This is a genomic window from Acinetobacter sp. UBA2581, assembly GCF_002339435.1.
Taxonomy (GTDB): Bacteria; Pseudomonadota; Gammaproteobacteria; order Pseudomonadales; family Moraxellaceae; genus Acinetobacter; species Acinetobacter variabilis.
This window is the reverse complement of record NZ_DDLD01000091.1, coordinates 13,389-27,203: the sequence shown is the minus strand read 5'-3', so window position 1 is coordinate 27,203 and position 13,815 is coordinate 13,389. Positions and strand designations below refer to the sequence as shown.

15 protein-coding genes are annotated in these 13,815 nt (G+C 40.8%); 1 reads left to right on the top strand and 14 read right to left on the bottom strand.

Annotation, left to right across the window (positions count from 1 at the left end):
* Window positions 1-73 precede the first annotated feature (73 nt).
* Window positions 74-448, top strand: a complete 375-nt coding sequence (locus tag B3Q46_RS11785) for a hypothetical protein (protein WP_286715938.1) — start codon at window positions 74-76, stop codon at window positions 446-448.
* Window positions 449-493: 45 nt separating this feature from the next.
* On the opposite strand, the gene B3Q46_RS11780 is transcribed toward B3Q46_RS11785, so the two are convergent.
* The 14 genes from B3Q46_RS11780 to B3Q46_RS11715 form a co-directional block, all read right to left on the bottom strand.
* Window positions 494-772: a hypothetical protein gene (locus B3Q46_RS11780; protein ID WP_100357095.1), complete on the bottom strand. Its 279-nt coding sequence runs from the start codon at window positions 770-772 to the stop codon at window positions 494-496.
* A complete protein-coding gene (locus B3Q46_RS11775) occupies window positions 769-1,524 on the bottom strand; it encodes a TIGR02594 family protein (RefSeq protein WP_286715933.1) in 756 nt (251 codons plus the stop codon). The genes B3Q46_RS11780 and B3Q46_RS11775 overlap by 4 nt, the downstream gene beginning before the upstream one ends.
* On the bottom strand, window positions 1,521-1,802 hold the full coding sequence (locus B3Q46_RS11770; RefSeq protein ID WP_180100902.1) for a phage holin family protein: 282 nt from the start codon (window positions 1,800-1,802) through the stop codon (window positions 1,521-1,523). The genes B3Q46_RS11775 and B3Q46_RS11770 overlap by 4 nt, the downstream gene beginning before the upstream one ends.
* Before the next feature lie 62 nt (window positions 1,803-1,864).
* Window positions 1,865-4,354 carry a phage tail protein gene (locus tag B3Q46_RS11765; RefSeq protein WP_286715928.1) on the bottom strand — a complete coding sequence of 830 codons (2,490 nt, stop codon included), beginning with the start codon at window positions 4,352-4,354 and terminating at the stop codon, window positions 1,865-1,867.
* A 1-nt stretch (window position 4,355) separates the two neighbouring features.
* Complete coding sequence (locus B3Q46_RS11760) at window positions 4,356-4,775, bottom strand: NlpC/P60 family protein (RefSeq protein ID WP_286715926.1); 420 nt, start codon at window positions 4,773-4,775, stop codon at window positions 4,356-4,358.
* A 2-nt stretch (window positions 4,776-4,777) separates the two neighbouring features.
* On the bottom strand, window positions 4,778-5,686 hold the full coding sequence (locus tag B3Q46_RS11755) for a hypothetical protein (protein WP_286715916.1): 909 nt from the start codon (window positions 5,684-5,686) through the stop codon (window positions 4,778-4,780).
* A 2-nt stretch (window positions 5,687-5,688) separates the two neighbouring features.
* Window positions 5,689-7,452 carry a sialidase family protein gene (locus tag B3Q46_RS11750; protein WP_286715914.1) on the bottom strand — a complete coding sequence of 588 codons (1,764 nt, stop codon included), beginning with the start codon at window positions 7,450-7,452 and terminating at the stop codon, window positions 5,689-5,691.
* 59 nt (window positions 7,453-7,511) lie between these two features.
* Window positions 7,512-8,369, bottom strand: coding sequence for a DUF2163 domain-containing protein (locus B3Q46_RS11745; RefSeq protein ID WP_286715911.1), 858 nt, complete (start codon window positions 8,367-8,369; stop codon window positions 7,512-7,514).
* Window positions 8,366-9,007: a DUF2460 domain-containing protein gene (locus B3Q46_RS11740; protein WP_286715908.1), complete on the bottom strand. Its 642-nt coding sequence runs from the start codon at window positions 9,005-9,007 to the stop codon at window positions 8,366-8,368. The genes B3Q46_RS11745 and B3Q46_RS11740 overlap by 4 nt, the downstream gene beginning before the upstream one ends.
* 11 nt (window positions 9,008-9,018) lie before the next feature.
* Entirely contained in the window at window positions 9,019-11,985 is a 2,967-nt protein-coding gene (locus tag B3Q46_RS11735) for a phage tail protein (RefSeq protein WP_286715906.1), read from the bottom strand.
* 76 nt (window positions 11,986-12,061) lie between these two features.
* The gene (locus B3Q46_RS11730) at window positions 12,062-12,643 is read right to left on the bottom strand and encodes a hypothetical protein (protein ID WP_286715903.1); all 582 of its coding nucleotides are present in this window, start codon (window positions 12,641-12,643) and stop codon (window positions 12,062-12,064) included.
* A gap of 10 nt (window positions 12,644-12,653) precedes the next feature.
* Entirely contained in the window at window positions 12,654-13,154 is a 501-nt protein-coding gene (locus B3Q46_RS11725) for a zinc ribbon domain-containing protein (RefSeq protein ID WP_286715901.1), read from the bottom strand.
* 71 nt (window positions 13,155-13,225) lie between these two features.
* A complete protein-coding gene (locus B3Q46_RS11720) occupies window positions 13,226-13,462 on the bottom strand; it encodes a hypothetical protein (protein WP_286715942.1) in 237 nt (78 codons plus the stop codon).
* A gap of 26 nt (window positions 13,463-13,488) precedes the next feature.
* Complete coding sequence (locus B3Q46_RS11715) at window positions 13,489-13,809, bottom strand: hypothetical protein (protein WP_286715898.1); 321 nt, start codon at window positions 13,807-13,809, stop codon at window positions 13,489-13,491.
* Between the last annotated feature and the right edge of the window lie 6 nt (window positions 13,810-13,815).

Here is a 13,815-nt window from a genome sequence, read left to right as displayed (position 1 = left end):
CGTCAATGCGTAAGTCCTAGATTAAAACTTAAATAATTGAATTTTAAATTATCGAACATTGAGGAAGCTAAATATGTTAACTGATCAAGAAATCCAACAGGCTATTAATACAGTATCCATAGGTCCTAATAATCTTCACGAACATCCTGACTGTGTTCGAATTGCTTACGCCTGGCTAGATGCTCAAAAGAAAATTCAATCAGCTTGCCGTCAATCCTACCCCTTGAAGCATTATATTGAAAAGTGGGCTGGCAGATATGTAAGTGAAAGTGATGTAAAGGTTGCAGCATATTTGCATCCTGAGGTTAAAGGCAAATACCCCAATTACAATATAAGTAGTAATTTAATAGAGCCACAGAGATCCAGATTATTTGGTATTTCCGAAGCCATGACACAATTGAACTATCACGAAAGTCATGATCCCAAAAAATACAAGTATCATGAATAGATAGAATACACTTTAAAGTAAGCCCTCACTTGAGGGCCTTCTTGATTAAAAAATAGCTTTTTTAAGTAAATTGAATGCCATCTTAACAGCGTTAATAAAGCGGATAATCAATGGAATCCAATAATCAAGATTATTGAAAACTTCCTTGATTTCCTTTTTAGCGTATGCAATTACCCAATCCCGCTTCTCATCACCAGATAAAGTACTATTTTTCAGTTTTTCGGCTGCATCCATATACCTTGCAATCTGGCTTAAGATTGGGCCGCCAGATTCAGCAACCTCCAGTGTGGATTTGGATACCTGTTCAATTGTTAGTGAGGTCATGATTCGGATACTCCTGTTGCAGTTACACCAGACATAATCGGAAGGTTGTAGCGGTGATCTGCTGGGCGATTAGTCATGCCAAACCAACGGAATTCCTGAAACTCCGATTCAGCGTATAGGGCATAAGAAACCATATTGGACTGATTGCCACCCAGGCAGACCAACTTGCCAGTTTTACTGTCACGCCCCACAACAAAGCAGACATGGCCACCACCTTTACGTGACTTGATCGCCACACAGCCATAAGCGGGCCTAAACAATTTTGATCCGTAATTCACATAATCCAGCGCCCGATACCAATGTTTTGGATATTTCACACCTGCCGTTTTTAAACAGTGGGCAATAAAAGTTCCACACCATGCAGTCTCATCTTCAGACCACCAAGCCCCAAGTGATTTCAGCCACTTTAAAATAGTTGGATTGTGTTTGGTCTTACTTGTGTTCTCACGCAACCCGATATGCTTTTTAGCCTCAACCATCCACGCTAAATCATTGGTTTTTTGAGGGCTGGATAAAAGGCTATTAATCCCCATGAGCTGTGGTTGATGCAGTTTTGGTTGATAAATCTTCTTACCAAGCCAGGATAAAAACACCATGACCGACCCTGTGATAAATGCATGGTACTCAACAGGGATCACTTTAAAGTCCATCGCCCATTGCAATGCCGGAATAACGACAAGCAATAAAAAAGCCCCCAAAATTGGGAGCTTTACAGAAAGATACTTCCAGGCACTTTGCTCAATTAATTTCATTTGGCGCTCCAAGTAGCGGCTTTATTTTTAAGCCAGTTTTCAATAAATGTACTTCCAAGAATTCCCAGAGCTGATGCAATTGCAATCAAAGCTAATGGATGAATATCTGGAATTTGTAATAAGACCCCACCAGCCAAAACGGATGAAGCTGATCCCAAAATAGTCCGACCCAAAACAAGTCGAACAGTTAGCCTTTCCTCAGATACCAGAAGTTTAGACAGGCCGATGACAGCCCCGATCACAACAAGCATCCAAAATGTTTTTTCATGCTCCTGCATGATCCCCCCTATTTTTTGGCATTGAAAAAGCACCTAAAAAGGTGCTGTTAGTTGTCCATAGATTATGCTTCAGCTGTTGCTTGTGTGATCCGTGCCGAGTAATTCCATGATGTCGGTTTCCAAACATCTCGTGCAGCAACACGCACATAATATGTGGTCGTCGATTGCAAGCCAGTAATCGTGCAAGCATTTTCTGTACCGGTCCAACGTGCTTCTGTTGAATCAGGATCAAAATTAGCACTGGTACTGATCCACACCTGGTAATCTTTCAGATCCGGTACTTCACTTGGAATCCAAGTCACTGTGATCGAATCTGCAGTGGCAGAGGTGTAGACGTTCAACAATTGTGGTGGCACCGGATTACTGATATTCAGCTCCGCAAAGGTACTGACAATCGAGCCGTTCTTACTTGCAACACGAACTGTATAAGCACGCTGAACACCGTCAATCTTGGCTTCATCCATACTGTAACTATAATCAGTATTTGTCGTTTCAACTTCACGTAGCAATACACCACCTGACATGATTTGAACGATATACCCTGTGGCACCAGCTGCACTTTGCCATTGAACCTTAAAGCTTGTACCTTCAAAGGCTGACTGAAGCGATAGACCTTTTACGCCAGATGGACGGCTGCCAGTAATAGTGTGACTATAAGCCGCTACTTCATCCAGAGTCTGTTCTTTTTGCTGCAATCCATTGAAACTGGTGAACTTCAGATAAATCTGTTTTCCAACCATATTTTCATTGTAATCATGGCTAAAAATAGCACGATCAATACGAACAAATGATTCACCTGAATTATGTGGCCCTGCATCATCAAAACGTCCACGAATCAGGTCACTCAATGTATACAGCCCAGATCCATTCAATGTGGCCTCAACATAGTTAATATATTCGTCACCGACTCTACATAGAGTTGCATCAACTTCAGCATCTTCAACCGTACCACTGAACATCTGGCTGGATGTATTCAACTGAATCTGCATCTCGGTATCATCTGCATCAATCGCTGAAACCAGGGCACCATATCGAGCAGACCCATAGATCGTACCAACCATTTCATAAGTTGTATTATCCAGGCTGACCCAGACATTACAGCCGCCCCAATTAATTCCACCGGATACAGCTACCCATATCTGATTTTTACCGCTAGTCAAATCTAATGGTGGCTCAAAAATATTTGGTGCATTCACGTTTCCTGGTTCTTCATTTCCACCTTGGTACCCATTTGAGGATTGCAGATCATATTCAACCGCAGAGCGAGATCCAACAGCCAGTTCTTCAGCCGTAATAGACAACATTCCATCTTCATCTTCTTCGACACGCGTGATCCGCACTGGGAAACGATTCAAGCCTAAAGATTCATCTGTGATCGTCACAATATCCATCGGCTCTAAACGGCAGTACTTCCAGCCCAATTCAAACTCATATTCATTACGGACATAAAGTTTTCGCTGCAATAGCAACTGCACTGCATGGCGGGCAATTTTAGGTTCACAGAAAAAATCGTGCTTGACCGGATCTTGTGTACGTAGACCAAACATTTCAATATTTGCTTGGTCTTTAGCCTCCACTGTTTCAGTATTGTATTGATTGAAGCGGTTTACATATTCAATCTGGCAATGATTATAGGCATCAGTATCACGACTTCGACGTACCCGAACTGGCTGATCTTCACCTAGAAAATCGTCATCAGTAAGGTGATAAACCGGCTCCAGATCAGGTACGAACGTTACCCCATTTCCACTGACTACACTGTCACCATAAGATCGGATCTTCAAACCGTCTGGACTAGGTACCACGGCACAATTCACCGCTTCAACAATTTCATTGATGATTTCGAATGCTTCACGCTGTTCTGTCAAAGCAGGACTGATCAACAAATTGGTCGCTGTACAGTAGGTTCGAAATTCAGATAAATCTGCCATTTGCAGACTGGGTGATGCCCCATAACGTGGATTGGTAATGAAGTCTTCAATTACATCTGCAGGATTGGCATCTTGAATCGTTTCTGAGAATGTAATATCGCTAATCACTTCAAAATTGTGATTCGATAAGCTGGCACTCCCCCCCAGATCGTAGTTGGCACATGCGACATAACCGAGAAATGGATAGTGCAATGCCTGGTCAGGATGCTTTGATGGGAGATAGCCCCAAACAGGATTATGATCACCATCAAATAATTCAAACCCTAGCTGATCAATGGGTTTAAGCTGAATACCGCCTTCCGTTTTAGGAACAATCTGTTCTTTGTCACGCCAGATAATCCCAATGTCCTTAATCTTATTTTCACAGAGACCAAGCATGAAGGACGCGCTATAGGTATAAGTTGTGTTCTTGGTTTTTACACCACCACCCTTACCACCTTGCTTTTTCGTTGTTGTATGGGCTGTGGCCGTAAAATCACCATACCAGAACATATTGGCAGCGACACGGTTTTTACCGTAAACCAAAGGCTGGCAAAGACCATAGGCTGACTGCTGGATACGCATTGAATTGATACGTTTGTCAGATGTACTGACGGTACCACCACCAAAAACACCACCCATTTTATAGCCCTCTTAAACGATAAAACCCGGCAATTCGCCGGGCTAAACTTCCTTTGGTTCCATCCTGGAGGATGACCCCCTGATGAATATATGAGTGGATAATCGTTGGCCACTCGACGACAATTGCAGCATGACTGATGCATTTGCCAAAATGATAGAGAACAATGTCACCCGGTTGAGGCTCACTAACTTCATCGCAGAACTGCTGGATATGTTCTAAATAACGCTGGCCCATTTGATGAAGATGCCAGTCGGCTGGATATGAACCCGGATTGTAATGATCAATTAACCCCACTGCTTCGTAAACTTCACAAAGCAGTGTTGCACAATCGACACCGACACCTTTGACACGCCCTTGGTGATGATAGGGTGTGCCGAGCCAGGTTAAGGCTTCGGCAACGGCTTCTAAGTTCTTCCCCACTGTTACACCGTTCGCATTGATAGTGATTTCATCTTATTAGAAGTCGTATTAATTAAACACCAAGCTTCTGCGACATGGGCATACAACGGACTAGACCATACCAAAGGAGCTTTAGCTGGGTCTCGTGATACTCCGACATTAAAATGAAGATTGTTAATCCATGTTTTCTCCTTCACCGTCGTATTGTTTCCAACTAAAGTGCCATTATTTAAAAACTCCATCAAACCAGGCTGTAAATAAGTTGCGGCCTTGCTCCAAGTGGTTGCATTTACTAAAACGTTGTCAGTTATAATTGTACCTTGTAGACCATAACCATATGAGAGATAGTGCCAAGCGTTTGCAATGTCTGTATTTGTTAAACGTCTATAATATAAAGCGTTCATACGCTTATCAACTGTTTCAGCTGCTGATGCTGAATCGGATAACTCCGAAAGCTCACCTAGTGTAAATGCACCAGATACACCATAACTCGCACCAGTAGATAATAACGGGGCTTTTGCGATCACAAAAATCCCAGAACTTTTAACATTATTAGCAACGCCCTTTGTTTTTAGCACATTTGCAGAGGCTGCCTTTAACTCAATGGTTGGAAATGCAAAACTGGTCGTATCATAGTTAATGTTATTCGGTGTTCCAATTGTTACATCAATGTCACCTGCCTCTCCAAACAATGTATAAAGTTTTTTCGGCTTGCCCCCTGACAACTTCACCCCCCAATTTGCGCTTGTTGCAGAAAAAACTTCTGCCGATGTTAAATTGTTTTGATAACAAAATTGAAAAGCATTTTTAACAGCTTGTTCATTTGCAATAAATCCACCATCCGCTAAAACACGTTGCTTATATATTGTGAAGTCTAAAGACTCCACGTTTCCATCCAAAGCGTTTTTTGATTTTAAAACTAAAGTTGACATGATTATTGTCCTTGATTAATTAAATTTGATAGTGCAATCACTGAATATTTTAAATTAACTGTATTGTCTGCTTCCCAGAGCAAAAACTTTTTGCTTGCTGATAAATTCTCAATACATGAATAAGCAACAGGCTGATTAATCGTGGTTGGTAAAAGATGAGTTATCCAGTTTTCACCTCCATCATATGAAGTGTGAATAAGTAGCTCTTTACGTGATGTTGTATTACATGCCGTTAATTGAAACTTGTTTGCAGTTTTATCAAACCGATTTTCACCTTGTATCAAGCCTGACATGATTATTTCATTTGTAAGTGCTTTATTAGGTTTAACCTCAGAATATTCTTTCGTTGCATCGGAATGTCGCGCCAATACTTTCGGCGGATTTCTACTCTCTAGCCGGATTGAAAAAAGCATGTCGCCATTTAAATCTTCTGCACATTGCACCTCATTTGCGCTTGCATAATCCGCAAACTCACCCAAATTCCAAGTTTCACCATTGTCATCTGAATAGATGTAACCCGATCGGAACTGCATTTGCGCATAGGTTGTTCCACTATGCCAGAGTGGGAAAATGATACGCCCTTTATGCTGCCCGTGTCGTTTCACTAAACCTTGTGAACAAGGGCAAAGTACATTCCAACCCGTTGAGCCTTTTACACTCGTAATATCTTCATATTCTGACCAATTTACACCGTCATCATCTGAATATCTCTTATATAATTGGTGCTCTGTTGAACCATATCTGCGAACATACAAGCAAATGATGCGACCGCTATCAAGCTTTACAGCGCACGCATTCATAAAAGTTCTTAGTTTATTTTCTGAATCAGTGAATGCTGCATGTAAGCATTGAACATTAGAAACAGAAGCCACACCAGTTGTTTCTTCAACCGTAACTGTTGCGACTCCTTGACTATTCCTTCCGAAATCTTCCCAGCTTTGTCGTGCTTCAAAAAATAATAAATATTTATTTTTTCCGATTCGAGTAATTGCTGGGATTCTCAACATTGTGACGTCATGTGGAAAAACGCCCATTGCGTGTACTTCTGAGGCTTTAAGTAAATAATCTGTATGCTCAAAATTCTGCATGTTTTCTGTTAAAACATAATCTGCATATTTCCCTGATAAATAGGCATTCTTCAAATTGAGTTCATTATTTTTCGAATTTCCAGCTAGATTCTTTAGCGCTAGTGTTAGGTTACCGATTGTTGGTAATATTAGCTCGCCTTTAGCATTTTGAATAATTGTTTTATTACCATTAATATCGTGTAACTCAATAAGATTTTCCGAATCAGTGACCGATACTAATGAATTTAGATCGTTAATTGAAGATGCAATATCAGAACCTAAGCCAACGATATAAATTTTACCGTCTTTTTTAATTCTATATACTGATTTCCCATTTGCGTCTTTTAAAACAGTAATATCAAGACCATCTTCAAATATGATTTTTTCTTCGATAGCTGCTTTTGAGATAGTAAGCGGATCATAAGGACTCTTAGTTAAACTTGTTGCCCCAGATATAGCTTTATAATACTCTCCGCCTTCTTCATCACTCAAAACTTTCACAGACACACCCAATGGAATATTTGCAATATCTGCGTTTGCATCTGCCAAACTAGGATAAGACTTAAAATATCCGTTTGCTGTTGCAGCCAGTCGACTATCTAGCTCGCCAACAAAATTTAGTAATTTACCTTGTGCTAATTGAAATTTACGCTGAGTAACATTTGTCCCAGCAAACTCCAGAATATTTGGTAAAGGCATTTTCTGACCCCATAAGAAAACCCAGCTCAATGGCTGGGTATGGATTAATACAAAATTGGTTAAACTGCGGTTTCTGGTACCGGTATAAATGGCGCACCACGGAAACGAGCGAAATTATCGAAACGGTTTTGGCAAGTTTCCAAACGCTTATCGCATCCTGGATAAACCTTGATTCGTTGCCCTGCCTGTGGTGCTTCCAACAATGGCAAAGTCAATAACAAAGCACCTGATTCATGCATTCGAATCGTTCGTTTTAGACCAGCATTTCCACCGTCCAGAAACTCGATCACGCCTTGAGTAAACCAACCTTGAGGCTGATTCACCTGGCATAAAATTCGTGCTGCAGTACTGCCCGTTTCAATATTTGTCTGCACCATAAAGTCTTGACGTAATAGACCGCATGCCGTGTCAAATAGCGTATTAGTACAGCTTGGCTGATAAAGATTTCGCGGCATTTGCACGTTCAATTCATCCAGATCTGATGCAACACTAGCTTGAATTGAATTGCGATCTAAGTCAGGCTCAATGATTCGACCTTCGAACAATTTGATCGTCCCGGCACTGGTGTCCGTTGGTGTATTCATAGCCATGAATATGCGCTCTAACTTAAATCGAGCACCATCTAATTGGCCATTATGAAATGCTTGAACAACGTTGATGCCGTTCCATTTGTTATCGTCAATACAATCAATATTGATCGATAAATTATCGACTTCAATACCCAGTGAAAGACTGATTCCATCACGGCTGATAATTGGGCCATCTGAGTTATAAACCTGACCGGCAACCACCAGGTCAAAATCATAATTCGTATATCGAAAAACATCGCCCTGCACTGTTGTAATGGTGTAGAGATCCGCCATCACAAACTGATCAGCATCAAGTAACGCAATTAGTTTTGCAGAAGCTGCTCTCATACTTTATTTCCCAAAGATCCGATCAGCTCAACCTTATTGGCTTTCCATAACTTGCTCATAAAGTTGGTGTATTGCTGTTCATCGTCAGCAAATCGACAACGATAGTAATATGTGCCTGATACTGTCAGCGTATCGCCTTCTGCCAGTGGCACTGGCAAGGTTATAAATCCATTTTTACTGATGCTGTATTGAGTTTCCCACATTCGCTCATCCAAATCAGTCCACATCGGTTGATCTAAATCATCTGCCCACATCAGTGGATCTTCTGATTCAAATTCTTGTGTATGTGCTAACGGTATTTGTGATGTATACATCTGCTTATGTAGCTGAAAATTTGTAGTTTCACCATCACCAGTAAAAGTGCACTTAAACTCACAGTCTTCAGGCATTTTGAAAAGAAAGGAATCGAATGCACCACGGCGTTCTAAAAAGAAACTTTCGAGTTGCTGTAATTCATTCTTCCCTTTCGATTCACGAAGAAAGCCGAATGACAAAGATATTTCATACTTTGGAACGGCCTGGTAACTTGCTCGAAGCTCCCGACCGTTCACTGATTCCATAATCTTTGTATTGAAAATGGGTTTCTTGCTAAGATCCCATTCCAGTCCTGGCAATTCAGGAAACAATACATCAGACATAACCTTCTCCCTTATCGCCCAAAATTACGGTTATAGCCTTTCAGACCACCTGCCAATTCACGACCATGCTTTTCCATAAAACGGCGTACGTCTTTTGAATCCCATGCCTGAATCGTGAAATTGTTAAATGTTTGCGCTGAACTACCACCGCCTCCACCTATTCCTCCATCGGAGGTTAAGTTTTTACCCAAAGCACGGATCGTATTGGCATGCTGTTTAGGCAAGACCATTTCCTCTTCGTGCAATTGAGTTACTGGATTCACACCTGCAGGAATGTCATAGCCGCCCCGGGCAGAAGCGATCTTGCCGACAATGCCGGCCACACCAGCAAAAGCTGCTGCACCTAATGCAATGTTTAATGGGAACGGAATTGAAGCCATGGTTTTGGCCATTGCTTCCCAGGCTGACATCATTACGGACTTGATGGTTTCCATGATCTTGAGGCCGATACGAGCAAACACTCCCACACCTGTAGCAGTTGTTTTTGCTGTTTCACCTGCTACTACGGCGCCAGTCTGTGCAGTTTGACCTGCGACTTCAGCAGCCGTTTCAGTTTTGATGAATCCAAGCTTTACAGCCAATCGAGTAGCTAAACTAGCGGCATACTTTTTCATTGGCGCCGTAATCATGCTTTGAACAAATGCCCCAGCCAATTCCGTGAAAATGGCATTCATGGCGTTTTTCCATGTCAGCGTGCCATTCATCATGGCTTGAATGCCTTTATCCCATAGCCCTGACATACGTGATGTCAAACCACCAAACTTATCTTCAAAGTCTTTCATTTGAGCATCTGATATAAGTCCTGACTGTTTTGTGTCAGAAATTTTCTTATCAGCATCAATGTCCAGAATTTGACTTTTGATTTGACTCTGTTTGCCCTCTTTGCCTGAAATAGATGTTTGGCGATCTTCTAAAGCAAGACGTTCTTCCAAGTGTTTGCGTTTTTCTTGCAGTAACTTGTCGCTTAGCTCTTTTTCCAAACGAATCTTTTCAACATTTGAGATTTTCTTAGCATCAAATTCGGCTTGAATTGTTGCCATCTCAATCTCGTAATATCGCTGAGATTGTTTCTCTTTAAAATCAATTTCAGCATTAATCTTTTGTTTGGTTTCCTCAAACTCCTGCAGTCTTAATGCTTTAATTTTTTCAGCAGCATCTTTTTCAGCCTGTACTTTAAATGCTACTTTTTCAGCGCTTGAAACCTTAGATTTTTCAATTTCCTCAATCGATTTAGCTAAATCCAAAGCAATTTTTTGCTCTTTGGATGCATACTTGTAGCGAATATCTGCAAGGGCTTTTTCAGCTTGTTCAGCTGCACGTTCTCTTGCTTTTGCATCCGCATCAGATTTAGCTTTTGCCGAAGTTCCTTTTGCATCTTTAACACCAGTACCAATACCTTTTGATGGATTAAACGTACTTGGTTTTGGTTGAGATACTGGCTTAGATATGCCACCTGATGGATTTTTTAAAAACAAATATTGGAGTCTTTGATTTCCAGTATTGGCAGAATTCGAAATACTATCACCAGCTGTACCCCAAGCATTGGCGGCGTTATTAACACCAGTGTTCCAACCTGTTTTTAAATTATTTAGGCGCGACTGCATCTGACCTGTATAACGATCGGTAATGGAGCCTAATTGTGATAACCCACTTTCCCAAGATGCTTTCGCACCTGAAAAGTTAAAGTTCAATACATTGCTAACCACATTGCCAAACGTTTGGAACTTAATCGATAGGACGTCAAGGCCGAATTGAATCGTATCTCGGAATCCTCCGAATACATTCACTACCGTATTTACCGAAATATTGATTGCTTGGCACACTGTAGCGACGACCGCACGAATAGCAGCAAAAGCAATTTCAATACTAACCTTTAGACCAACTGCTACGGCTGCGAATCCATTCATCGCACCAGCAACTAGATCGATAAACCCAACTTGTTGAATCGACCCATCACCAATATCAGCTGTTAAATCACTCCAAATTCCACCTATCGTACTAAATACTGTTTGGACAATATCAAGTAGGCTTTCAAAAGTTGTAATTATCGCTGTTACAGCAGCATCTATCCCCTCTCTTGCAGTAGAAGCAAAAGTAAGAAAATCATTTGCTAGATTAGTAAGCGCAGGTGCTGCTTGAGCTGCTAGTCTGGTAAATACCCCATCGATAGTCTGTTGGATCGTATTTAAGGCAGTATTGAATTCCTTTGTCTTAGCAATTGCATCCTGATCCATGATCAAGCCAAGTTCATGCGCTTGTTTTGAATACTCTTTTAGCTTCTCAGCATTGTTTTCTAGCAATGGAGCCAAGAGCGTTGCATCATTAGCGATTGACTCCATGTAGAAAGTCATCTCAGCTTGGGATACGTTGGCTTTCTCTAAAGTTTGATAATACTTTTCGAGGATTTGCGGACCAGTAAGACCTTGGAACTCTTTGGCAGTCACCCCCACTTTTGGTGCAATTTTTTCGAAGAAATCAGCCATTTCTCCGCCACCAGTTTGCATGAAATCACCAAACTTATCATTCACATCTTTCATGATGTCAGATAGCTTGTCTTGCTCGACCATGACTGATTTAGAGGCAAATGCCCACTCTTGGAATTCTTTTGTGGTTGTATTGGCCAATCGTGCTTGAATTTCCAATTCCTTAGACGCTCGACCAACTTCAGACGTTAATGACGCCAATCCAATAACCGCTGTCCCAACTGAAGCAGCAATTCCCACACCTACGGCGGCAAAATTTTTAGCTAGGTTGCCTGAAATGGATTTTCCAATATCTTCAAATCTGTTACTGATATTCTTCGTTACATCATCTAATCCGGTTTTGATATTTGAGAAGTCCAGCTTAAATTTAACTTTATTCCCTGTATCTTCAATCCGTTTAGCGCCGTCACTAACGATTTTTTCAGCATCATTCATGCCCTTTTTAAGGTCGGAAGTTTTCGCACCGACATGCACTTCTACTCGATTGTTACTCATGATTCCTATCTCGCAGGCATAAAAAAACCGCCGTGAGGCGGAATAAAGTAGGTATAAAAAAAGCACCCTGAGGTGCTTAATCAATCAATATGTCGGAATAATTGGGTAGTAGGACACAGCGACACGTTGGTTTAAAATCTTGCCAATGGGAAATAATAAAATCTAAATCATCGTTAAAGCTAAATGACTTGCCATTTAATTCCTTACAGGTAGCAGGAGCAGTTTCATAATTACCATCGTTGAATTCAGCACTTTCAACTCCCATTTTTATTTGACTGTGAATGTTATATAAACTTAAGTGTCTTAAGATAAACCAATTTCTATATAACTTATCATTTGCCAGCTTGGTACAATCTGCAACTGGATCTGAGGCTGCGACATCTAAAAATTTTAAAAACAGCTTATGTGATAATTCTGGAGAATTTTTCAACCAAACTGATAGGTTTTCCAAAAAGGGAATTATGGCTTCATCTATGATTAGAAAAGATTCATTGTTGATAACCGTCCTTTTATTTAGCTCAGTAAAATCAAAATGCTTTTGCTTAAGCAAATCAAAAAAACTATCCCTTTCACTGTCTGTGAATTCGGATACCCACCAATCTGTAAGATTAATTTCAAAAAGTCCGAATTTAGCATTCGATTCATTAGATTTTGTCATAGAGCACATATTACATAACAACTAGGTTTGTAATACCACAGCTTGAAGATTTTGCTTGTGAATGAATAAAACCCATATTGAATTCTTTGAATGTTCTAGTTTCACCAGCTTTAATGATTTCATAAACCTCACGTTTATTACTGTCAATTTTCGTTCCACTATTTGAAGAATGCTCACACTCAACAGTGAAATCTTTAATATCTTTATCCCCATTGTTCTTGATAGTCATATCAATCATCATGATGCTTTCAAACCCACCCTTGCTCCAATCAAAATTGAATTCTAAATTCTGCAAGGCTTGCTCTTTTGGTGAAAGTGTTGGAGTCCCCGATGATGAGCCTCCATTATTTTCACCACCAGCCATCGCTCCGATAATTCCTAGTATAATTATGCCTAACACTACCCAAGTAAATTTTGAAGTCGGTTTTTTTACTTTTGCACCACAACCTGGACAACTTGATGCTTGCGTACTAACCTGCGCCCCACATTCCTTGCAATTGATTAAAGCCATTTTTATTGCCATTTGTTATAAAGTCACACAAACTTTAACCAACTCAAGTATATAAATCAATCAGGGCAACCTTAGCCACCCTGAGGAAAGTTCTGCAGATCCGCAAACAAATCATCTTCATCATCGTTTTGCAAATCATCTGAACCGGTACTGTCTTCAATTCCCATAAATGCTTCAAGGATTCGACATAATCGCTGAATACCGACATGGCTGGGAGGACACTGTTTTTGATACGCATTCAATGCTTTGACTCTTGGGAAATCCAATTCATTACGCACATAGTCGTAACCCTTGCCCAAAGTCAGCACCAAATGCGTGTACAGTTCCTCCCAGTCTATTCCCCCGAATCGGTTGCCTGCTCGTCTTCACCTGTATAAACCAGACCAGAAGCCCCCATGACCGTCTCAAATACGGCGTTCACGTGACCAACATCAAGCAGTTCATCAGCAATAAATTCACGTGTAATGTCAGGATAGTTACGCTTTAAAGAGCCATAAGCAACATCTGCCACTAAAGCAAAGTCACTTGGATCAAAGGTTTTAAGCTTTGGCATCAGCTTTTCAGCAGCACCTAATGACAACGGCGCAAAAATCCAAATCTGGCCGTTAATTTTAAGCGGATTACCACGTGGGTTTTCGACCTGGTTAAATTGCATTTGGTA